The 16,283-nt window shown below is 41.5% G+C and carries 30 protein-coding genes and 1 tRNA gene; 1 reads left to right on the top strand and 30 read right to left on the bottom strand.

What is annotated here, in order from left to right; genetic code table 11:
- Positions 1-27 precede the first annotated feature (27 nt).
- The 5 genes from fruA to folD all read right to left on the bottom strand — a co-directional run bounded on the left by fruA (position 28) and on the right by folD (position 5,369).
- Positions 28-1,722: a PTS fructose transporter subunit IIBC gene (gene fruA / locus M1F25_RS16380; protein WP_181488459.1), complete on the bottom strand. Its 1,695-nt coding sequence runs from the start codon at positions 1,720-1,722 to the stop codon at positions 28-30.
- 11 nt (positions 1,723-1,733) lie between these two features.
- Positions 1,734-2,678, bottom strand: a complete 945-nt coding sequence (gene fruK, locus M1F25_RS16375) for a 1-phosphofructokinase (RefSeq protein WP_181488457.1) — start codon at positions 2,676-2,678, stop codon at positions 1,734-1,736.
- Positions 2,675-3,835, bottom strand: coding sequence for a fused PTS fructose transporter subunit IIA/HPr protein (fruB, locus tag M1F25_RS16370; protein ID WP_181488455.1), 1,161 nt, complete (start codon positions 3,833-3,835; stop codon positions 2,675-2,677). Before fruB ends, fruK begins: the two co-directional genes overlap by 4 nt.
- 445 nt (positions 3,836-4,280) lie before the next feature.
- Positions 4,281-4,493 (bottom strand): ribosome-associated protein YbcJ, encoded by a 213-nt coding sequence (gene ybcJ, locus M1F25_RS16365; RefSeq protein WP_094960990.1) that lies wholly within the window; start codon positions 4,491-4,493, stop codon positions 4,281-4,283.
- Positions 4,494-4,511: 18 nt separating this feature from the next.
- Positions 4,512-5,369 carry a bifunctional methylenetetrahydrofolate dehydrogenase/methenyltetrahydrofolate cyclohydrolase FolD gene (gene folD, locus M1F25_RS16360; RefSeq protein ID WP_094960991.1) on the bottom strand — a complete coding sequence of 286 codons (858 nt, stop codon included), beginning with the start codon at positions 5,367-5,369 and terminating at the stop codon, positions 4,512-4,514.
- Between the two features lie 187 nt (positions 5,370-5,556).
- Here folD and M1F25_RS16355 point away from each other — a divergent pair.
- A tRNA-Arg gene (locus M1F25_RS16355) sits at positions 5,557-5,633 on the top strand.
- 21 nt (positions 5,634-5,654) lie between these two features.
- Here M1F25_RS16355 and M1F25_RS16350 read toward each other — a convergent pair.
- The 25 genes from M1F25_RS16350 to M1F25_RS16230 all read right to left on the bottom strand — a co-directional run bounded on the left by M1F25_RS16350 (position 5,655) and on the right by M1F25_RS16230 (position 16,168).
- Positions 5,655-6,812 carry a tyrosine-type recombinase/integrase gene (locus tag M1F25_RS16350; protein ID WP_181488453.1) on the bottom strand — a complete coding sequence of 386 codons (1,158 nt, stop codon included), beginning with the start codon at positions 6,810-6,812 and terminating at the stop codon, positions 5,655-5,657.
- A 201-nt stretch (positions 6,813-7,013) separates the two neighbouring features.
- Positions 7,014-7,205 (bottom strand): hypothetical protein, encoded by a 192-nt coding sequence (locus M1F25_RS16345; RefSeq protein ID WP_181488451.1) that lies wholly within the window; start codon positions 7,203-7,205, stop codon positions 7,014-7,016.
- Between the two features lie 43 nt (positions 7,206-7,248).
- Entirely contained in the window at positions 7,249-7,455 is a 207-nt protein-coding gene (locus M1F25_RS16340; protein ID WP_164529050.1) for a DUF4060 family protein, read from the bottom strand.
- A gap of 7 nt (positions 7,456-7,462) precedes the next feature.
- Entirely contained in the window at positions 7,463-8,008 is a 546-nt protein-coding gene (locus M1F25_RS16335; RefSeq protein WP_164529049.1) for a phage N-6-adenine-methyltransferase, read from the bottom strand.
- Positions 7,998-8,216 (bottom strand): hypothetical protein, encoded by a 219-nt coding sequence (locus M1F25_RS16330; RefSeq protein WP_164529048.1) that lies wholly within the window; start codon positions 8,214-8,216, stop codon positions 7,998-8,000. Before M1F25_RS16330 ends, M1F25_RS16335 begins: the two co-directional genes overlap by 11 nt.
- On the bottom strand, positions 8,176-8,391 hold the full coding sequence (locus M1F25_RS16325; RefSeq protein WP_164529047.1) for a hypothetical protein: 216 nt from the start codon (positions 8,389-8,391) through the stop codon (positions 8,176-8,178). The genes M1F25_RS16330 and M1F25_RS16325 overlap by 41 nt, the downstream gene beginning before the upstream one ends.
- Positions 8,391-8,945, bottom strand: a complete 555-nt coding sequence (locus M1F25_RS16320; RefSeq protein WP_164529046.1) for a hypothetical protein — start codon at positions 8,943-8,945, stop codon at positions 8,391-8,393. The genes M1F25_RS16325 and M1F25_RS16320 overlap by 1 nt, the downstream gene beginning before the upstream one ends.
- The gene (locus tag M1F25_RS16315; protein WP_181488449.1) at positions 8,942-9,097 is read right to left on the bottom strand and encodes a hypothetical protein; all 156 of its coding nucleotides are present in this window, start codon (positions 9,095-9,097) and stop codon (positions 8,942-8,944) included. Before M1F25_RS16315 ends, M1F25_RS16320 begins: the two co-directional genes overlap by 4 nt.
- 50 nt (positions 9,098-9,147) lie before the next feature.
- The gene (locus M1F25_RS16310; protein WP_181488447.1) at positions 9,148-9,483 is read right to left on the bottom strand and encodes a hypothetical protein; all 336 of its coding nucleotides are present in this window, start codon (positions 9,481-9,483) and stop codon (positions 9,148-9,150) included.
- A complete protein-coding gene (locus M1F25_RS16305) occupies positions 9,483-9,641 on the bottom strand; it encodes a hypothetical protein (protein WP_172766999.1) in 159 nt (52 codons plus the stop codon). Before M1F25_RS16305 ends, M1F25_RS16310 begins: the two co-directional genes overlap by 1 nt.
- 10 nt (positions 9,642-9,651) lie before the next feature.
- Positions 9,652-9,825, bottom strand: a complete 174-nt coding sequence (locus tag M1F25_RS16300; RefSeq protein WP_181489727.1) for a hypothetical protein — start codon at positions 9,823-9,825, stop codon at positions 9,652-9,654.
- Between the two features lie 415 nt (positions 9,826-10,240).
- Positions 10,241-10,498, bottom strand: coding sequence for a hypothetical protein (locus M1F25_RS16295; protein ID WP_181488445.1), 258 nt, complete (start codon positions 10,496-10,498; stop codon positions 10,241-10,243).
- 64 nt (positions 10,499-10,562) lie between these two features.
- On the bottom strand, positions 10,563-11,021 hold the full coding sequence (gene ssb, locus M1F25_RS16290; RefSeq protein WP_181488443.1) for a single-stranded DNA-binding protein: 459 nt from the start codon (positions 11,019-11,021) through the stop codon (positions 10,563-10,565).
- On the bottom strand, positions 11,014-11,817 hold the full coding sequence (recT, locus tag M1F25_RS16285) for a recombination protein RecT (protein ID WP_131681033.1): 804 nt from the start codon (positions 11,815-11,817) through the stop codon (positions 11,014-11,016). Before recT ends, ssb begins: the two co-directional genes overlap by 8 nt.
- Positions 11,810-12,628, bottom strand: a complete 819-nt coding sequence (locus M1F25_RS16280; protein WP_181488441.1) for a PD-(D/E)XK nuclease-like domain-containing protein — start codon at positions 12,626-12,628, stop codon at positions 11,810-11,812. Before M1F25_RS16280 ends, recT begins: the two co-directional genes overlap by 8 nt.
- Positions 12,625-12,831: a hypothetical protein gene (locus M1F25_RS16275; protein WP_181488439.1), complete on the bottom strand. Its 207-nt coding sequence runs from the start codon at positions 12,829-12,831 to the stop codon at positions 12,625-12,627. Before M1F25_RS16275 ends, M1F25_RS16280 begins: the two co-directional genes overlap by 4 nt.
- A gap of 9 nt (positions 12,832-12,840) precedes the next feature.
- Positions 12,841-13,017 carry a hypothetical protein gene (locus M1F25_RS16270; protein WP_181488437.1) on the bottom strand — a complete coding sequence of 59 codons (177 nt, stop codon included), beginning with the start codon at positions 13,015-13,017 and terminating at the stop codon, positions 12,841-12,843.
- Between the two features lie 205 nt (positions 13,018-13,222).
- Complete coding sequence (locus tag M1F25_RS16265) at positions 13,223-14,164, bottom strand: cell envelope biogenesis protein TolA (RefSeq protein WP_181488435.1); 942 nt, start codon at positions 14,162-14,164, stop codon at positions 13,223-13,225.
- 63 nt (positions 14,165-14,227) lie between these two features.
- Positions 14,228-14,521: a hypothetical protein gene (locus M1F25_RS16260; protein ID WP_181488433.1), complete on the bottom strand. Its 294-nt coding sequence runs from the start codon at positions 14,519-14,521 to the stop codon at positions 14,228-14,230.
- A 1-nt stretch (position 14,522) separates the two neighbouring features.
- Positions 14,523-14,906: a hypothetical protein gene (locus M1F25_RS16255; protein ID WP_181489726.1), complete on the bottom strand. Its 384-nt coding sequence runs from the start codon at positions 14,904-14,906 to the stop codon at positions 14,523-14,525.
- 17 nt (positions 14,907-14,923) lie between these two features.
- A complete protein-coding gene (locus tag M1F25_RS16250; protein ID WP_004916536.1) occupies positions 14,924-15,112 on the bottom strand; it encodes a hypothetical protein in 189 nt (62 codons plus the stop codon).
- 38 nt (positions 15,113-15,150) lie between these two features.
- Entirely contained in the window at positions 15,151-15,414 is a 264-nt protein-coding gene (locus tag M1F25_RS16245; RefSeq protein ID WP_110732185.1) for a hypothetical protein, read from the bottom strand.
- 75 nt (positions 15,415-15,489) lie between these two features.
- Positions 15,490-15,735 carry a hypothetical protein gene (locus tag M1F25_RS16240; protein WP_181488431.1) on the bottom strand — a complete coding sequence of 82 codons (246 nt, stop codon included), beginning with the start codon at positions 15,733-15,735 and terminating at the stop codon, positions 15,490-15,492.
- A 14-nt stretch (positions 15,736-15,749) separates the two neighbouring features.
- Positions 15,750-15,959: a hypothetical protein gene (locus M1F25_RS16235; RefSeq protein WP_181488429.1), complete on the bottom strand. Its 210-nt coding sequence runs from the start codon at positions 15,957-15,959 to the stop codon at positions 15,750-15,752.
- A gap of 2 nt (positions 15,960-15,961) precedes the next feature.
- A complete protein-coding gene (locus tag M1F25_RS16230; protein WP_181488426.1) occupies positions 15,962-16,168 on the bottom strand; it encodes a hypothetical protein in 207 nt (68 codons plus the stop codon).
- Between the last annotated feature and the right edge of the window lie 115 nt (positions 16,169-16,283).

Genomic DNA, 16,283 nt, shown 5'->3' with positions numbered 1-16,283 from the left:
CTAGGAATAGGAATTCAAGTTATGTGGTTAAGCGATACTCGCCATTTCTTGTTGGGCTTGTTTGGGCGTCGCTTTTTTGACAATGGCATAAAGCACACCTGAAACCACCGTACCAGCCACTATCGCGAATAAATACATCAATACATGATTAATAGCTCCGGGTATTAACAGCACAAATAAACCACCGTGAGGTGCCATTAGCTGAATACCAAAGTACATGGATAGCGCCCCTGTTATTGCGCCACCAATAATGCAAGTAGGAAGAACACGAATCGGGTCTTTGGCGGCAAATGGGATTGCACCTTCTGAAATAAAACATAAACCGAGAACAAAAGAGGCTTTACCTGCTTCGCGTTCAGCAGGTACAAATTTATGTCGTGCTAATAGTGTTGCAACACCCATTGCCAGCGGTGGCACCATCCCCGCTGCCATAATTGCCGCCATTGGTGCATAGGTTTGTGAACTTAATAGACCGACACCAAAGGCATATGCCGCTTTATTGACAGGGCCTCCCATATCCGTACACATCATCGCTCCTAAAATTGCGCCTAAGATCACCGCATTAGTCGTCCCCATGGTATTTAGCCAGTTAGTTAGCCAATCCATTAACCACGCTACAGGGTGACCAATAACATAGATCATGGCTAAACCCGTAAATAAAGTGGAAATGAGTGGCACGATTAAAATTGGTTTTAACGCTTCCATAGTTTGCGGCAATTTTAATCGGGTGCTAATAAAGTGAGCACTATAACCCGCAAGGAAACCGGAAATGATCCCGCCTAAGAAACCGGCGCCTAAAGTGGTTGCAAGTACCCCACCGACTAAACCTGGGGTTAAACCCGTTCTGTCGGCAATGGAATAGGCGATATAACCGGATAACACGGGGACCATTAAGGCAAGGGCAGTTTGCCCGCCAATGAGGCTAAGCGCCCAAGCCAGTGATCCTTCTACATTGGATGCATCTAAGCCAAATGCAAATGAAAGCGCAGTACACAACCCCCCAGCGACAACCATGGGGAGCATATATGATACCCCGGTAAGTAAGTGCTTATATACTCCGCGCTTTTCTGTCGAACTACTCGCTTGCGCTGATGTTTTTCCGCTTTGTGGTGTGAATATATTCGCTTCTTTTACTGCTCTATCCATTTCTTGTGCTGTTTTCTTCAATGCGGCACTGGTGGAGGTGCGGTACATGGGTTTCCCCGTAAACTTATCCACATTGACTTCGATATCAGCTGCGACAATGACTAAGTCAGCTTGTGCAATTTCTTCTGGCGTAATTTCATTCCCAACCCCGACAGAACCACGGGTTTCAACTTTGATATTCCAGCCGCGTTTTTTTGCTTCAGCTTCAAGTGCTTCTGCAGACATATAGGTGTGCGCAACCCCTGTAGGGCACGCTGTAACGGCTAATACAGAGTACGATTTTGTGTGCTGTGGCTCACTGATGTGTTGCTCACAAAGTGTGGCTTCGTTAATTGCTGATGTTAGGAATTCAGCAGGTTGCCTAACAGCGATATCGGGGTGACCGAAATAGATTTTTTTATCTGCACAATTAAAATTTTCAGGTAACTCGGTATCAAAACAAATCACAATATCTGCATCAGTAAGTTGTTCAGTGAAAGTGATATTTTGTAAGGCAGATACATTCTTTAAAGCATCGATGGCTAGCCAGCAAATAGCAGGGCCGTGCTGGTGGCTTGGAGCGATTAATATTTTCATGTTTTTCATCCTCATTCAGCCGTAAACGGTTGTAAGTCAACCTTTGTCATCATATGTGCAAGTTGCGCTCGGTCAGTGATACCGACATTGGGTTGAGAGACTGCAAGCGCGGAGATAGCGGTAGCTAAGCGTAGTGTGTGCTCACTTGTTTGCCTCATCATTAACCCATAAATTAATCCACCAACCATTGAATCCCCTGCGCCAACGGTACTAATAACGTCACATTCAGGTGGTTTAGCAAACCAAGCGCCTGATGAATTGACCCACATAGCGCCTTTTTCGCCTAAAGAAACTATTACATGCGCAATACCTTGTTGGCGAAGTTGATTCGCGGCATCAACGATATCTTGATGAGTTGGGAGCGGTTTGCCTGCCCAAATTTCAAGTTCACGATGATTAGGTTTTACTAACCAAGGAGAAGCTTTGAGCCCAGCAACAAAGGCTTCGCGGCTACTATCAAAAATGACACACATGCACTGTTCTCTAAGGCGTAACATCCATTGAGTAAAGTCTTTTAAATCAACTCCTTGAGGCAAGCTCCCACTGACGCAAATCATATCAAACTGACCTGCCCAGCTAAGTGAGTCGGTGACGAAACGTTGCCAGTCCGCTTTAGTGACACTGAAGCCTGAGAAGTTAAAATCGGTAACTTCGCCGGTGTGCTCTGTCAGTTTCACATTGATACGGGTGCGGCCTTCAACAACTTGAAAGCGATTAGCAATTCCTGTTTCGCTGAAAACTTTTTGAAAACCATCTTGGTTTTCTTTGCCCAAAAAACCACCAACAGTGACATCAATTCCTAAATTTTTAAGTACTTTGGCCACATTTATGCCTTTTCCAGCGGCATGAAGCCCAGCCGTTTTGACTAAATTCACATCACCTCGATGTATATCGGGCAAAAGCCCAACCAAATCATAGGCGGGGTTTAAAGTGATAGTGGCGACTCTTCTGCTCATGCGATTTCTTCTCCAAGACCTGAATTAATTGCTTCGCCAATGCTAATGATGGCTTCTTGTGCATCTGTGCCTTCTGCGTGAATTCGTAAACGGTGCCCACATTTAGCGCCCAAACTAACAATTTTCATTAAGCTACGGCCATTTACGGGAGTTGCAGTACCATCAAGATTACTGACGGTAATCGTGCTTTCGAATTGCTTAATGGTGGTAACTAACTGGGTGCTAGGGCGCGTATGTAACCCATGTGGATTAAGAACGGTGAAGTCCTGAGTGATTCCAGATGTACTCGTATTCGATGATCCGTTTTCTGCGTGTGAGTTTTCACTGCGCAATAAACCAATTAGGCTGTTAACGTTACCATCATCGGAAATTAGATTTACTTCTTTATTTTTCAATAAGTCATTAATTTTTATTAAAAAAGACTCTATTTGATAGTTGGCATAAGAAAGGGTGATCAGGGCATTGACTGGGTTATCTTGATAGTTAAATGGTTTTTTTACGGTCGCTATTGCAATTGCATTCTGAATATTTCCAATAGGGCTATCACTTAACCAAATACCTTGACCTAAATATGAAGGTGTTTGAGTGAGAACTTGGGTAATGAAGTCGGTGCTAACAGCTTGGGCGTTTTGTAGGTTAATAATATTCTGTATTTTTAATGTGTTTATATTATCAACACTGGCATTAACGGTGACCATAGAGTCATCAAGTTTCACCGGTTGAGTTTGGCGTTCACCCATTAGAAGTTGTTTTAAGGCTTCGGGAGTGTTTGCTTTGGCCATTGCATCCGCTGTGTGTTCATCACTGATTATATGGGTTAATTGACGAAGTAATTCGAGATGTTCGTTTGATTGAGCGGCAATGCCAATAACAATATAAGCAGTTTGGTTATCACCCCAATCAATACCATCAGGGAATTGGAAAACAGCAAAACCTGTTTTCAACACTTGGTCTCGTGTCTCTGTTGTCCCGTGTGGGATAGCGATGCCATTTCCCAAAAAGGTAGGAGCTTGGGTTTCTCGGTTAAGCATCCCTTGCGCATAACCGCTTTTTGCATAGCCAGCATTTTCTAATGCCTTAGCGACTTGTTCTATTGCATTTTTTTTATCAGATGCAGCAGCTGCAAGGTGGATATCACTTATTGGTAAGTTAAACATAATTTCTCCTGATTATTATTCATAGACGGATCAGCCAGAAGACTTGCAAGCGGACCTGATTATTTGTTAATCATGTTATCGTTAACAAGATTAGCTGAATCGTTTAGTCTTGTCTATGCAGTTAAGGTGTGAAATACAAAAAATGAGATCTAAGTTAAATTTTTTAAGGGGTGATTTTCGCATTTTTTATCTGTTTTAAGTTAAAGCTGAAGTGGTTGCTGAAGATTTTTATTTATATAAAACAATAAATTAGATTTTCAATATATTTGATTGCTTAAATGCTTAATACAGTAAAAATGATTTAAAGAAAAAATTCTTCTAGAACTTCAAAATGGCTTTGTCAGTCTTGTAATAAATCAGAATATTTTGAATAAAAGGGAGGGGGAGTGCATTGTTGATTCTAGAAAGGAGGTAAGCTGAAGTTTTTCAGCTTACCTAATTGCATCTATTCTACAACTTTGATTTTTTCGCTGCCCATTGAAACGATTTTACCCGCTACAATTTTACAGCGCTTGCGTGTTTCGACCACGCCATCAACTTCAACTAAGCCATCTGCAATCATGGCTTTTGCCATTGCTCCGCTTTCAGCCCAGCCTTCAATTTTTAGCAAATCACACAGTTCGACGTGTGGATGGCCATCTAAATTGAATATATCCATGATAACTCCAAAATTACATTAAATATCGTGGTACTCTTCACATGCCTGAAGGGTATTTTGAATTAAAGTTGCAACAGTCATTGGGCCAACACCACCAGGAACTGGGGTTATCCAAGCGGCGTTTTTCGCGGCTTCGTCAAAATCGACATCCCCCGTGACTTTGCCGCTCTCTAAACGATTAATACCGACATCGACCACAATCGCTCCAGGTTTAATCCATTCACCAGGAATAAAATTGGGTTTCCCCACAGCGACGATAACTAAATCAGCATGGCGAACATGGTGTTCTAAATCTTTGGTAAAGCGATGCGTTACTGTTGTGGTGCAACCTGCTAGCAGAAGCTCTAGGCTCATTGGACGACCAACAATGTTGGATGCGCCAATAATGACGGCGTTTAAACCATAAGTGTTGATACCGCAACGCTCAAGTAGAGTAACAATCCCTTTCGGAGTGCATGGACGAAGGCGTGGTGCACGTTGGCACAAGCGACCAACATTATAGGGATGAAAACCATCGACGTCTTTGTCTGGATGAATGCGCTCAATGACTTTGACGTTATCAATACCGGCAGGTAATGGTAATTGAACTAAAATTCCATCAATTTCAGGATCTTGGTTTAAATCATCAATTAGCTTGAGTAATTCAGCTTCTGTCGTTGTATCTGGTAAATCATAAGAACGTGAAATAAAACCGACTTCTTCACAAGCACGGCGTTTGCTGCCGACATAGATTTGTGAAGCTGGGTTAGCGCCGACTAAAATAACGGCAAGACCGGGAGCACGTTTTCCCTGTTCTAAACGTAATTGTACTTTTTGGGCAACTTCCTGCCTAATTGTCTGCGCAATCGTTTTCCCATCAATAATTTTTGCTAACATCTGTAACTTAATCCATATATGAGACACGGTAATGGCTCTATTTTGTCAGAAGTTAGCGCCCTTGTCAGTTCAAACTATTACATAAAATGAGCATATAGTTATTTTAGTAGCGAAAAGCCATTGACTCAGCGCTCAGCAACCGTATAATTCAACGCCATCAGCCAGATAGGCTGCCTGCATTATCAATGCGCCCTTAGCTCAGTTGGATAGAGCAACGGCCTTCTAAGCCGTAGGTCACAGGTTCGAATCCTGTAGGGCGTACCATTAATTTTCAATCACTTACCATCACTTAAAATTCTCCACTTTTGCTAACTGGGACGTATTTGGGACGCAAGTACCGAAAATAGTGTCTATTTGCTTCGCATGTTCAGTTAAATGATTAGGTGCTAAGTGTGCATATCTTCTCACCATATCAACTGATTCCCATCCGCCCATTTCCTGTAAAACTGAAAGTGGGACGCCAGACTGAATTAACCAACTTGCCCATGTATGCCGCAAGTCATGAAAGCGAAAGTTTTCTATTCCTGCTCTTTTCAGTGCGGCTCTCCATGCTGTGTTAGAATCAACTCGCATTTTTCTAACGCTTGGCGTTAATGTTCCGTCTGGTCTCTTTTTGGATTCAGTGTGAACAAATACCCATTTGTGATGGTTTCCTATTTGTTCCTTAAGAACCTGACAAGATGTATCATTCAATGCAACACCGATAGCCTGACCTGATTTGCTTTCCTCTGGATTTATCCAAGCGACTTTTCTTTGCATATCAATCTGATTCCACTCTAAATTGATTATGTTGGAACGTCGCAGTCCAGTAGCCAATGCAAATATAACTACGGATTTCAGTGGTTCAGGGCATTCACGGATCAGCCTTTGCGCTTCGTGATGTTCTAGCCACCGAACCCGCTTTTCTCTCACAGTTGGCACTTTAATAACTGGTGACTTTTCCAGCCATTTCCATTCTCTCTCAGCAGTTCTTAGCAATGACTTCATAATTGCCAAATGCTTTGCTTTGGTAGCTGTTGTTACTTGTACTTCTGAGTAAGCAGGGATTTCCTTTCCCTTTCGCTTAGCAGCTTCAGCTTGCTTTTCCCACCGCTCTCTAACCTTCCTATTTCTCATCTTGCTTACAGCTGCATAAATTTTTGCCTCTGTTATATCTTTCAGCTTCACACCTTCGAAGTGATCTAACCAAAAGGAAAGCCGACCTTTATCATCATCCAGTGATTTTTTATCAGCTTTCTCCTCTATCCAACGAACAATCGCCTCCTCAAATGTGACGTCAGGGAAGTCACCAAGCTTTTCTATGCGCCACAGTTCAGACTTTCGTTTGTCGTGTAACTCCTGTGCTTGCTTCTTGTTCGTTGTGCCAAGAGACTCCTTGATACGCTTGCCGCTTGGCGTCGTGTAGTCCCCGTACCAGATTTTTCCTCTTTGGAATATTGACATGGTTTCCTTTCTCCTGTCTCACCAGTGTTCACTGGTATAGTGTGAATTGATTTATTGGCCGCTGCAATACATGCAGCTCTAGTGAATAAATAAGGGGAGTTTTTCTTTAGCGGGTTTTTCTTTGTGAATGCAATCATTCCTTGCTTGCACCACTGTGATAGCGTGTTTTCAGTTATACCAATTATTTCTGCTGCTTCTTTTCTAGATATGGTTATTCCTGTCACCGTTAATCTCCTTATCGATGCTATTGACATACCAAATTAGCCACATGATTGGTGGAAACTTTTTGTGTTCTTTGGTGAGTGTTAATTTAAACTTGGGTAGGTAATCTTTGAGTATTGCTGTGCTTTGTTTATCGCTGATTTTTTTAGTTGCTTTAATTTGTCTCTGCATTCCCTTGCTATTTTTCTACGTCCGTTCTCTAATATCTGCTCATTCATATCCTCTGCCTTTTATTTCTCATTGTTACCATATAAGACTTTTGACAGTTTTGAATTTCGACAGGGTAGATATTCTTCCCTATCTTTATCTTGTGATTAACGATTATTCCTGTTCGGTTGTGATTCTTTTTGTGGGCTTCCAATGCCGTATTAATAGCAATCCTTTCAGTGGGCGTGACTTCGCCGCGAATTATTAATTTCATAATTCACCTATGCTATTTTCCATTCATTTAATATTTGATTGCCGATATTCATCAACTCATCTCTATCGACAGTGCTAATTATCTTTCTAGGTTTAATGTACGGACGCCATATTAAAAGCATTGAGCCTTTGTTATTCCCGTTAACTGGTTTGTTTGTAGCAGCGTTAATAAATGAAATCCTTCCTCCTGTAATTAATCTAACTTCATCAACTGTTTCTAACGCTGAATTAAACCAGCCTACTGATGTATCAGACGGAATTAGCATTACTATAGGCTGTAATTGTTTTTTACATTGCTCAGCGGCTTTATTAATCCACGGCTGAATATTGGAATAGGGTGGGTTAATCCAAATAGCGCCATAACTTTCCCAATCACAATTTAACGAGTCGTCTTTTTCGGTTAAGTAATGAGCACAAAGGTGGTTATTTCTATCGGCGGCAGCATCTAAATAGAAACCGAATTCAGCGTCCAATGCTGTAAATAAAGGTAGTGGAGTTTGCCATCTATCACGCAATTCCTTTGGTGTGTGGCTTCCACCGTAGTCAGCCTTCATCCTTGCTATCACTTATATTAAAAGGCAATTCGTCAGCTTCCATTGGTTTTATATTAGTAAATTCACATGGAATAATTAAACCACCGAACTCTTGAACGAACATTAGCGCTTGCTTTGCCTGAAGAAATACATATTGTTTTGGTAATGCTATTTGATACGTAACGCCATCAATTAAAACTAACGTCGTCATTGCTTGAACTTGTTTCATTGATTAACTCCAATTCACCTTGTGCGAAATACGTTTCAATACCATCAGGAAAATTAACTCCAATATTTAAAGTTTCACTATTATCAATCGATGTTACTTCGCATTCATAACCAACAAGATTAGAGCCGAGAATATCTTTAACTACTCTAACCTTATCGCCGACTTTATATTTCATTATTCATCACCAACGTATTTAATTTTACCATTCATCATTGCATCAATTATTGTTCGCAATTCCCAGCACCAGTAAGCAGACTCAACATATATTGATAGCTTGCCGTAGTCGTGCTGCTTGCGCTTAATAAATCGCTCAGCAGCTTCTTTTGTTAGATGTGAATTTACAGTTCTATAATCCCATTTCCAGTAGTAAATATATGAGTCGGATATGACATTATTAATTGCATCGGCTTTACTGTGGTCGTCTAATTCATCCCATTCGTACACTTCAAATTCATCGACATATTCACGAACCTTACAGGCTATATCTTCTTCAAGGTCATTAAATGCTTCGTCGATATCATCGTAATAATTATCTTCACAATAAATCCCAACTTCGTCATCGTCACTGCCAGTTACTTTGACTTTCTCTCTAACTGTGAATATTGGGCTTGCAGTGTAGTGATAATTAACACCTTCGCCTTGGTTGTGATATTTAAGTCGTTCAATAAAGTTATTCCATGTTTCGTTATTTAATTTGTCACCATCTGCTAATGATTTAATTTCGCTCATCTGAAAACCTCACCACATTTAATTTCAACATCCCGCACCTGCATTAATTGCATGGCACGGCTCTCGCATTCTTGCTGTGTGTATATTTGCTCAGATACAGGCACAGCAGAACCCTGTATCACAAGCAGTAATACATATCCGATTATTTTCATGGTTGTTTACTTTTGAATAAATATAGGCGTGTTTATATTGGTGGTTAATTTCATTCCCACGTCTCTTTAATTAATTGCTTACCTTTATCGGTTAATTCAAGAGTTCGACCAGTATCAATTCCGTAGCCTAAATTATCTAAAAACTCGCAAGCATTCTCGCCAGCCGACATAAATAAATGGTCATTATTTGCGTATTGTTGGAAAACTAGAATTAAATGCTTAATGGCTTCGTCGCGTTCTTTTTCTAAACTCTCGCGTGATGCTTGCCATGCCATCCATTGGCGCTGGTGTATTCTCGTTATCGAAATCATACCTAACCCATTCCGCTTCATTTCTTCTTTCTGTGGTGCAAACCACGCTTCAAATTGCTGCCTTGATTTATCCATCACTCACCCTTATTTTCTATTGCCGCATTCCATCCGAAAATAAATCCATTCCATGTGTTAGCTACGAATAGGTTAATATAATTACCTTCGGAGTCTTTTTCTAAGTCAGCGTTTAATTCTTGCGTCATGAATTGTTCGAATATTTGCCGTTTATCCATCACTCCACCTTTAATCTTCAGGTTGTACCCAGTAATCAATAAGCGACTCTATTGCATCGCTAATAATTACACCTTGCTCAGATTCAGTTAATTGGTTCCATTCAGCCTCGGTCATTCCTAAACCAGTTTCAGAATCAGAGCCAACCTTATTTGTCCTTGCAACTAAAACCATCTGCTTACTCATATTTATTCCTTTTATTGCATATATTTAATCGATATGATTAAAATAATTCATCATTGTTTTTAATTTATGACCTATAGTTAATTTGAACTTTCTAATTATTTTTGTAGTCCTCGCCGATGCTTCCTGTGTCGGCATTTTTTTATTCATTGCATCCATTTAATCGCTAGGATTAAAACGTTTCATGGCAAACACTTATTTACCTTCTACACTTAACCCCGAAAGAGTAGTAACAAGCTGTGCAATTTTCGCCGACCTCCCTGTGTCGGCATTTTTTTATCTAGCTTCCTTGCTAAATTCCATGCCTTAACTATTCTTAAACTGCATACACAGATAAATTATAAGTTTCATTCCTGCACGTCCCCTTGCCGTCCTCTCTGTGGCGGCTTTTTTATTCATTGCATCCCTGCGAGTTAAATTATCCAGCCGTTGATTCAACTGGCGCTGGGAAGTCGATATAAGTAAAAAAGTCAGCGTCCATTGCTTTAGTTGCTAAGCAAAAGTCACCTTTGTTTTTATTCATCCATTCACTCACTTCGGGCTCTTTACTTCTGTCATAAATCCAAACCATTGGGTCGCCAGTTGTATAGAAGCCAAGACGTTCTGACGGGCATTCATCCAACACCTTTTGAACCTTTTTAATCCATGCCAGTTCTTTTTTGGTTAGTTTTGCCATATATATCTATCTCCTGCTTGCATCCTTGCAAATATATCCTTTGGTTAAATTACATAGGGAAGGGTTAGAATGGTATATCTGAGTCATCCCAATCCATCGGTGGCTCATTCTGCGGCGCTTGTTGCTGCTGAGGTTGTCGCGCTGGCTGCTGGCTTCCTGCCTGATTATTACCACCGTTACCGCCTAGCATTTGCATTGACCCGCCAATGTTAACCACGACTTCTGTGGTATAACGATCTTGACCGCTTTGGTCTTGCCATTTACGGGTTTGCAGAGAACCTTCGATATAGACTTGTGAGCCTTTTTTCAGATATTCACCTGCTATCTCAGCTAACTTTCCGAAAATGCACACTCTATGCCACTCTGTTTTCTCGCGCATTTCACCCGATTGCTTATCACGCCATGTTTCCGATGTGGCTAGTGTGAGATTTGCTACTGCGCCACCTGCTGGCATGTATCGAATTTCAGGGTCTTGGCCTAAGTGACCAATGAGAATTACCTTGTTTACTCCGCGACTAGCCATCGGTTCCTACCTCCTCATACTCCCCCTCAAAAATAGTAGCGTTTTCTTGGTCCACATTAGCCTCTGCCTTTTCATCCAGAACGACAGCTTTTTGCATTTCGATAGAGACTGGGAGGTACTTAAACAAACGACGAATAACGGTTTTCTTTGCCATTTCTTCCCAGTGAGAAACCCATGGGCCGTTTTGTCCAGCCTTGCTAGATGCTCTGACTTTCTCAACTTGGTTATACGTCATGACTTCAAACTGGACGCCACCATCTTTTAATCTCGCCACTGCGTACACGTGTGTAATAGGTGAATCTTCATTTTCACTAGGTGTGTGAGTTAGGTCCTCATTAAGTCCGTATTCAAAGTGAAAGTTATCACCTTGTCTTACTGTTCTAGCTGAAATGCTGATTATTTGGTTTGAGCGGCGGGCTAAATCAATCATCCCTCTATAGCCAATGATTAACTGTACGTTTGATTGCCCTGATTTAGCTTTCCCGTTACCAAAAGGGAGCAGGTAGGCATGACCCAAAGCGTTGCCAGGTTCTAACCCTAATTGTGAGCACTGAACAACAGCACCAACAAAGCTTTGCATATCACAAGTGGCTAGTGCAGGTGTTTTGCGAATCTCTGTTGTTACAATGCGAATCATGCGGTCAGGTGTCATGTGGCGAGGCAGGGCGGCAGCTAATTGGGCTTTCATGCTTGGCTGATTAATGAACTGAATTAGTTGCTGGTCCTTAGTTTTAACTTTAACCTCTGTTCCTTGAGTTTTTTGCAAATCAGATTGAGCTAGCGGTGGGTTACTCATTCCTTAATTCCTTAGCCCAATAGGGCAGTGATAGTGTGCGTATGCCTGCCCATTCATCCATTTTTAGGCATTCTGCATACGTTTTTAAGTTTTGCTTGTATGTTGTTCGGCCAATATCTTTCGCCTGTTTGTCCAAATTGAAGACTCTAACTGGGTATCTACCGCAGTCGATAGTCGTGCTTACAACGAGAAAGACAAAGACTGGTGATTCGCCTGTTAATGACTTATATCCGTCGGAATAAAATGAGTCCTGTACGTGATATCGATATTCGTACATCGAGCGGTCGAACCTTTGAATATCGGCAGAGCTTTTTACATCAACAATCCAGTTGTGCTTTTGAATAAGCTTGTCTGGCCTGCAACGACAAAGAATGCCTGTATCCTCATCATTCCAGTAAATGCTGCTTTCAGATACTCCATCAGCCTCCAAGCACCATTTTGCTATTGGGTGTGCTAGTGCGCTTTCTCTCATAATCATTAACTTCCTGTTATCGTCATGAGTGATAGGGGTTACCCCTTCCTTTTCGCACATGTCAAAGAATTCCTTTTCTTTTTCTTTCCCTGCATTGGTCCGTCTATTTACATCGGGGCCTATTTTGTATCGTTTACTGTACTCTTCTGGTTCGAGCAAAAGACAGTGAATCGCAGTCCCGAAATCCAATGCCTTTATTTTTTCTTCATCAACAGGAGCTTCCTTGCTCCAAATATATTCAGCTGGCATTTCGTTTATAAGATCCAATTGTGATTTGCTAATACCTAATCCATGGTGATAGTCCTCATTTGAAATGTCGTAATAAATACCTTCTTTCATTGATGAAATCTCTCTTCTTTCGCAGCCTCAAAAAAAGCATTCCATGCTTCATCTGATTCTTGAGTCGTCATTTTCCGTATGACCGATGAGGGAAGGGCATCATAAAACCGCTGAGCCATTTCATTAGTTAGCTCATCATCCTGATTTGCTAGGTGTTCACGGTCTGGAATGATGACGAAATTTTCATACTCTGAAATTCTCATGCTGAGTCCTTACGTGAATTCATACGCTCCACGAGTATCAACCTGACGTAAAATGCGATTTGTCTTTTCGCATTGCTGTTTAAATTTCCAATCAGCAAACAATAATTCGACTTGTTTCTCGGTCATTTCAGACTCGCGAAGTAGGGTGAATATCTGTTGCTTTGCGTGTTTCTGCTTTGCGTTCATGTTGTACTCCGTATGCTGTTTTTAATGTTTCGTTTGCTTCGCTCCATCCGTTCTCATCCTTGAGATAAATAGCGCGCCATGCTTGTTGTTGAGCTATGCAAAGTTTGTGTTTATCAATACTCATGCTTACCTCTGGATGTGCGAAACCCTCACTTATCGATTGATAGCGATTGTTATTTAGGTTCTGGTGTTGGTGCGGTGGGTATTAGTAATTCATTGTCATGTGGGGGATTTGGTTACTTGCAACTAGCTTAATAAATTCAGTCGCTAATTTTTCATCAAATCCGTTACTGACTAAGGCTTGCAGTGCTTCTTTATTAATAACACGGCGATGTTCTTTATTTTCCTGACGTTTAGCTTCTTCCTGACGCTTACGTTCTTCTTCTGCTAATCGCGCTTGTTCTGCTTCTTGTGCTTTCTTGCGCTCAGCTTCGATAGCTAATTGTTTCTCGCGTTCGGCTCGCTCCTGAGCTTCTTTAGCATCACGCTCTGCCTTTTCCTTAGCTTCTTTTGCTGCTTGCTCTGCACGTTGAATTGCTTCCTGCTTTTCACGCTCTGCACGTTCAGCGGCTTCTTTTGCTTCACGCTCACGCCGTGCTGCCGCTTCAATTTCTTGCTGTGCTTTGCGCTCAGCTTCAAGTCTTGCCTGTTCCGCAGCTTGACGCTTCATTTCTTCTTCACGAGCAATGCGCTGGCGTTCCTCTTCGGCTTTGCGTAAATCAAACAACTCGTTCATTTGCAGCGCTTCTTCGTGGTCAAGCTCGATTTGCTTCTTGAGCGCCTCAGCTTCTTCACGAGCTTTTTCTTGCTCTTCCCACTCGGTTAGTGGCTTGCGAATTTCTGTGCTCAATGCATCTAATTCGTCACGAAATAACTTACGACTAGCATCAACTTTTTTGGGTAGCTCTTTTAACTTATCGACAACTGCTTTACCTTCCTTGTCGATATACGTTTTTGTTTGAGCAACTTTGTACGCCAGAGATGCAAAAGCCTTTCGGTTTTTAGCTACTGAGAAATCACTGTCGAGTTCTTTACGCTCTTCTTCTGCAAGAGATTTAATATGCTCTAGCATCTGATTTACTTTTTCTGGTGCCGTAAACAAATCTAGTGCTGTAGCTTGTTCAATTACGACTAATTCATTTGCCATTTCCTATGTTCCTTATGTGCGTATTCCTCACTATTAATAGCGATATGAAATGTTTGTGGTGGGTTACTGCTGACCGAGGGCTTTTGCGATGACAGCGTCAGTGATATCTAAATTGTCGCCGCTGTCCTGTTTGTAGCTTGCAACTATGTTTCGTAGTCGAATGAGCTCACTTAATAACTCTGGTGCTGCTGCGATTAATCGGACATCGGCATCGGCTCTTGCTGATTGTTCATTGTCACTAGGTTGCGATACGTGGGCTATAACAGTGTTATCGTCACTCCGAATAGTATGTCTATTTCGGTATTCAAATGGATGTGAACCAATGTGCCATGGTGATTTACTACCTTTAAATTCCATATCACCCCCTAGCCTTTAACATTGCATCTGCCATGCGGTAGTAGGTTTCAGCTCTATCCTTGGAAATGGCGTCAATGTCATCCTGTGACCAATACCCGCTATCCATGCGCTCTGTTGCCCAATCACCTTGCATGCATTTAGCTGCAAAGTAGTCGCGCAATGTCGCATCACTCGCCATCAACTCAGGCTCTTTACCATCTGGACGCCACAGCAAATCATAGTCGCCGTTATCATCGAAACTGGTTACTTGGTATTTCCAGCGGTGACCTTTGTACTCGAATGTTTCATTTGAGCAAGAATGGTGACGCCTATCCTTTGGGAATCGAGCTTTCATATACTCACTATGCTCTGGCGAGTCTTTATATACCTTCAGTGTTATTGTCATACTCCCTCCGTTATTCCCTATAGATACTCAAGTTCCCAAGTGGGGTGATAAATATCAGCATAATCATCGCCATCCATTTTTATTTTTAGATTCCCTGCATGGGTTCCAACTATTGTTCCTTCTCTTGAGCCATTACCGAAGGTATATCGAACACGGTCACCTTTTTTGATGTTTAAGCCGTAAGTCTCATTTATGTAATCGAACATATTGTTTCTCCGTTATTAACTAAACACGATGCTAGTAATCAAACAAGCCCATCGATAACTTTCTCAACTACTGTCACCGCTTCTTGCAGTTTTTGCAGTCGAGTTATAAATACTTCACGCTGAGACTTGACGGCCTCAATGAGAAACTCTTGGTCTGCAAATGCTCTGAACGAAGTGTTATTATCTGCACAGACCATCCAAGTAATGGATGCATCCCTTTTGTTAAAATCAAGCACATTATCTGCCCGCTGTATGGCGCGCTTCGTTGTTTCGATTTCGTCTAATAAACTTTTAATTTCCATTTTCTACCTCCTATCTATTAATCAACTCACCACAGCCCACCTTGATGGACTGTAATTAGTTAACTGTGCCTGCTTTTACGTTAACGATTTTAATCTTGCTATCAATGTGTTGTAACTTGTTGCAAATCTTTCGCAAGATTCTTTAAGGTCATAATGATTAATTGCGTCAAGAATTGCGCCAGCTTCAGCATGAGTTAACTGTCTGTCTCTGAAGTTATATGCGGCCGCTGAAATTACCCGCCCGCCTAAAGCATCCATTCCTATATCGGGTTGAGGTTCTTTGCCGCTTTTGTATTCAATAACATATGTTATTTTTCCCATCCGCTAATAACCCTTTAATTGATTGTTAATAATTGCTTTATTCGAGTTGGTGAGTGTTTCTGTGCTTCAAGGACAGCATCACAGAACTCTATTTGGTGATAATAAAATTTAAGCATTAACTCACTCATCATTGATTCATTCGTGGATACATCTTTTGCATCAATACCTCTCTCAGCAAGAAAGAGAATGAATTCTTTTAGATGTTGTTCTATGTTCAAGTTCATATCTATCCCCTTACCGTAACACTTCCATCACTCATAATCGGCTTGCGTAGCCGTGGTTGCTTGCGTGTGTCTTGTGCTGATTTGAGTTTCTTCAACTCAACGATTATCTGCGCCATAACATCGAATGAATTAACCTTCCGTGATTCTTCTTTGCGCTGTTCCATGCGCTTCTCTTTCCTGCGTAATTTGTAACGCTGTCTTGAGTTCATAATAAAATCCTCAGTTAGTTAACTTTGGTGATTGGTGGTAGGTGCTGAACTCCTACATTGTGCGTTTCAATCGCATAGACATAACGCTGCGTCCGCCTGACCGATTACCGCTGGT

Origin of the sequence: Providencia sp. PROV109, assembly GCF_033681625.1 — a bacterium.
Lineage (GTDB): Bacteria > Pseudomonadota > Gammaproteobacteria > Enterobacterales > Enterobacteriaceae > Providencia > Providencia hangzhouensis.
This window is presented reverse-complemented; position numbering and strand designations above follow the sequence as displayed.

Excerpts from the sequence above, each read along its gene's own strand:
- ybcJ (WP_094960990.1), bottom strand. The coding sequence starts at position 4,493 with ATGGATATATTCAATTTAGATGGCCATCCACACGTCGAACTGTGTGAT.
- M1F25_RS16295 (WP_181488445.1), bottom strand. The coding sequence starts at position 10,498 with ATGGCAAAACTAACCAAAAAAGAACTGGCATGGATTAAAAAGGTTCAA.
- M1F25_RS16245 (WP_110732185.1), bottom strand. The coding sequence starts at position 15,414 with ATGGAAATTAAAAGTTTATTAGACGAAATCGAAACAACGAAGCGCGCC.
- M1F25_RS16250 (WP_004916536.1), bottom strand. The coding sequence starts at position 15,112 with ATGTTCGATTACATAAATGAGACTTACGGCTTAAACATCAAAAAAGGT.
- M1F25_RS16230 (WP_181488426.1), bottom strand. The coding sequence starts at position 16,168 with ATGAACTCAAGACAGCGTTACAAATTACGCAGGAAAGAGAAGCGCATG.
- M1F25_RS16260 (WP_181488433.1), bottom strand. The coding sequence starts at position 14,521 with ATGGAATTTAAAGGTAGTAAATCACCATGGCACATTGGTTCACATCCA.
- M1F25_RS16265 (WP_181488435.1), bottom strand. The coding sequence starts at position 14,164 with ATGGCAAATGAATTAGTCGTAATTGAACAAGCTACAGCACTAGATTTG.
- fruK (WP_181488457.1), bottom strand. The coding sequence starts at position 2,678 with ATGAGCAGAAGAGTCGCCACTATCACTTTAAACCCCGCCTATGATTTG.
- M1F25_RS16325 (WP_164529047.1), bottom strand. The coding sequence starts at position 8,391 with ATGAAATATAAAGTCGGCGATAAGGTTAGAGTAGTTAAAGATATTCTC.
- M1F25_RS16270 (WP_181488437.1), bottom strand. The coding sequence starts at position 13,017 with ATGAACGCAAAGCAGAAACACGCAAAGCAACAGATATTCACCCTACTT.
- fruA (WP_181488459.1), bottom strand. The coding sequence starts at position 1,722 with ATGAAAATATTAATCGCTCCAAGCCACCAGCACGGCCCTGCTATTTGC.
- M1F25_RS16310 (WP_181488447.1), bottom strand. The coding sequence starts at position 9,483 with ATGGATAAATCAAGGCAGCAATTTGAAGCGTGGTTTGCACCACAGAAA.
- M1F25_RS16280 (WP_181488441.1), bottom strand. The coding sequence starts at position 12,628 with ATGAAAGAAGGTATTTATTACGACATTTCAAATGAGGACTATCACCAT.
- M1F25_RS16240 (WP_181488431.1), bottom strand. The coding sequence starts at position 15,735 with ATGGGAAAAATAACATATGTTATTGAATACAAAAGCGGCAAAGAACCT.
- M1F25_RS16315 (WP_181488449.1), bottom strand. The coding sequence starts at position 9,097 with ATGAAAATAATCGGATATGTATTACTGCTTGTGATACAGGGTTCTGCT.
- M1F25_RS16235 (WP_181488429.1), bottom strand. The coding sequence starts at position 15,959 with ATGAACTTGAACATAGAACAACATCTAAAAGAATTCATTCTCTTTCTT.
- M1F25_RS16340 (WP_164529050.1), bottom strand. The coding sequence starts at position 7,455 with ATGAAATTAATAATTCGCGGCGAAGTCACGCCCACTGAAAGGATTGCT.
- folD (WP_094960991.1), bottom strand. The coding sequence starts at position 5,369 with ATGTTAGCAAAAATTATTGATGGGAAAACGATTGCGCAGACAATTAGG.
- M1F25_RS16300 (WP_181489727.1), bottom strand. The coding sequence starts at position 9,825 with ATGAGTAAGCAGATGGTTTTAGTTGCAAGGACAAATAAGGTTGGCTCT.
- M1F25_RS16255 (WP_181489726.1), bottom strand. The coding sequence starts at position 14,906 with ATGACAATAACACTGAAGGTATATAAAGACTCGCCAGAGCATAGTGAG.
- recT (WP_131681033.1), bottom strand. The coding sequence starts at position 11,817 with ATGAGTAACCCACCGCTAGCTCAATCTGATTTGCAAAAAACTCAAGGA.
- M1F25_RS16330 (WP_164529048.1), bottom strand. The coding sequence starts at position 8,216 with ATGAAACAAGTTCAAGCAATGACGACGTTAGTTTTAATTGATGGCGTT.
- M1F25_RS16345 (WP_181488451.1), bottom strand. The coding sequence starts at position 7,205 with ATGCAGAGACAAATTAAAGCAACTAAAAAAATCAGCGATAAACAAAGC.
- M1F25_RS16335 (WP_164529049.1), bottom strand. The coding sequence starts at position 8,008 with ATGAAGGCTGACTACGGTGGAAGCCACACACCAAAGGAATTGCGTGAT.
- fruB (WP_181488455.1), bottom strand. The coding sequence starts at position 3,835 with ATGTTTAACTTACCAATAAGTGATATCCACCTTGCAGCTGCTGCATCT.
- M1F25_RS16320 (WP_164529046.1), bottom strand. The coding sequence starts at position 8,945 with ATGAGCGAAATTAAATCATTAGCAGATGGTGACAAATTAAATAACGAA.
- ssb (WP_181488443.1), bottom strand. The coding sequence starts at position 11,021 with ATGGCTAGTCGCGGAGTAAACAAGGTAATTCTCATTGGTCACTTAGGC.
- M1F25_RS16275 (WP_181488439.1), bottom strand. The coding sequence starts at position 12,831 with ATGAGAATTTCAGAGTATGAAAATTTCGTCATCATTCCAGACCGTGAA.
- M1F25_RS16350 (WP_181488453.1), bottom strand. The coding sequence starts at position 6,812 with ATGTCAATATTCCAAAGAGGAAAAATCTGGTACGGGGACTACACGACG.
- M1F25_RS16305 (WP_172766999.1), bottom strand. The coding sequence starts at position 9,641 with ATGGATAAACGGCAAATATTCGAACAATTCATGACGCAAGAATTAAAC.